2 protein-coding genes are annotated in these 2,010 nt (G+C 66.4%); one reads left to right on the top strand and one right to left on the bottom strand.

Annotated features, from left to right (window positions below; all coding sequences use genetic code 11):
* Nucleotides 1–150: 150 nt before the first annotated feature.
* On the bottom strand, nucleotides 151–1,071 hold the full coding sequence (locus ACTJJM_RS06985; protein ID WP_049455349.1) for a LysR family transcriptional regulator: 921 nt from the start codon (nucleotides 1,069–1,071) through the stop codon (nucleotides 151–153).
* Nucleotides 1,072–1,211: 140 nt separating this feature from the next.
* On the opposite strand from ACTJJM_RS06985, the gene ACTJJM_RS06980 reads away from it, so the two are divergent.
* The gene (locus tag ACTJJM_RS06980) at nucleotides 1,212–1,913 is read left to right on the top strand and encodes a pirin family protein (protein ID WP_049434728.1); all 702 of its coding nucleotides are present in this window, start codon (nucleotides 1,212–1,214) and stop codon (nucleotides 1,911–1,913) included.
* The last annotated feature ends 97 nt before the right edge of the window (nucleotides 1,914–2,010 follow it).

Raw genomic sequence — 2,010 nt, 5'->3', positions numbered from 1 at the left:
ACCGAGCTTACATGGACGTACTTGCAGCGGCCCCCGCAACCGGACCCACCCCGCCTACCCCCAGAAAACCAGCTTCTGCTGTTGGTGTTGCTGTTGGTGTTGCTGTTGCTCTGGATCGTAGCGGGTGCAGGGCGCAGCCCTGCCGTACACCTACCCCCTGGCCATTGCCTGCCACCACTGCGACAGCAGCTCCGGCCTGCGCAGGCGCTCGCGCCACCAGCGCAACGCGGCGCCGTCCTCGCCGGTGCGCCAGGCCAGCCAGAAGGTCTCTTCCGGCTTGTGTTCCTCCACCTCGCGGATCACCAGCTGGCCGCGTGCCACCGCCGCGCGCGCGCAGGGTTCAGGCAGGAAGCCGAAGCCGACGCCTTCGCATTGCAGCTTCAGCTTGCTGGCCATGTCCGGCACCGTCAGCATCTCCTGCCCCATCAACAGGCCGACCGTGCGTGGCAACAGCCGCCGCGCCGAATCGGAGACGGCGATCGCGCAGTGCTCGACCAGCTGCTCGCGCCCGAGCACGCCCGGTACTGCAGCCAATGGATGTTCGGGTGCGACCGCGAACACGAACTCCACCGTGCCCAGCGGCTCGACCACGTAACCACCGCCACTGGGGCCCTCGCCCGGTGCACCGACCAGCAGGTCGGCGCGGCGGTCCAGCAGGGCCTCCCAGGTGCCGGATAGCGCCTCGCCGATCAGCCGCAACCGGGTTGGCGCCTCCGCCTCACGAAACGCGGCGATGTCCGGTCCAAGCAGCCAGGTCGGGAACACTGAATCCACCGCCAGGGTCAGCTCGGTCTCCCAGCCCGACGCCACCCGGCGCACCCGCAGCTCCAGCTCGCGCGCCGCGCGCAGCAGATGCCGGCCCTCGTCCAGCAGCGCGCGGCCGGCCTCGGTCGGCTCGGCACGCGGGCCGACCCGGTCGAACAGCTGTACGCCCAGATCCTCCTCCAGCTTGGCCACGGTGTAGGAGATGGTCGAGGGCACCTTGTGCAGGGCCTTGCCGGCGCCGGCAAAGGAGCCGCGGCGGTCGATGGCATCCAGGATCTGCAGGGCATCGAGGCTGAGCTTGAGCATTCGAATTTTTCGATGATGGCTGTCAAAACTATCCGTTTTTCAAACCCCGGGCGCAAGCGGATACTTCTCTTCAACGGGGAAAAACAGCGGCTACCGGCCCACCCCGCCCTATCGAAACCATCGAACAAGGAGATTCCATCATGCTGCAGATCCGCAAGAGCGCTACCCGTGGCCTGGCCGAGCATGGCTGGCTGTCCTCGCGCCATACCTTCTCCTTCGCCAACTACTACGACCCTCGCTACGTCAGCTTCGGCCCGCTGCGGGTGATCAACGAAGACAAGGTGATCGGCGGCCAGGGCTTCGGCACCCACAGCCACAGCAACATGGAAATCATTTCCTACGTGCTGGGTGGCGCGCTGGAGCACAAGGACTCGATGGGCACCGGTTCGGTGCTGCGCTACGGCGACGTGCAGCGCATGAGCGCCGGCAGCGGCGTCAGCCACAGCGAGTTCAACCACTCGGCCGACGAGACCGTGCATTTCCTGCAGATCTGGATCTTCCCGGATACCGAGAACATCACGCCGTCCTACGAGGAGACCCACTTCGCACCGGAGACCAAGCGCGGCCAGCTGCGCCTGATCGCCTCGCCGGACGGTGCCGACGGTTCGCTGCGCATCCACCAGGATGCCCGCATCTTCGCCACCATCCTCGACGGCGGCCAGAAGCTGCACCATGCGCTTGGCAACGGTCGTGGCGCCTATGTACAGGTGGCGCGTGGCCAGCTGCAGGTCAACGGCATCACCCTGGAAGCCGGCGATGCACTGCAGGTCAGCGACGAAGCCCAATTGACGCTGGAAAACGGCAACGATGCCGAAGTGCTGGTGTTCGACCTGCCGCTGTAACCACAACGCCCGCGATGCCGAAAAGCATCGCGGGCGTATGTGTAGAGCCGAGCCCATGCTCGGCTGCGGTTTCTGCCCGCATCGAGCCGAGCAGCGG

This window comes from Stenotrophomonas sp. 22692, assembly GCF_052045015.1.
Taxonomy (GTDB): Bacteria; Pseudomonadota; Gammaproteobacteria; order Xanthomonadales; family Xanthomonadaceae; genus Stenotrophomonas; species Stenotrophomonas geniculata.
The sequence above is the reverse complement of the archived record's forward strand: the minus strand, read 5'-3'. Positions and strand labels throughout refer to the sequence as shown.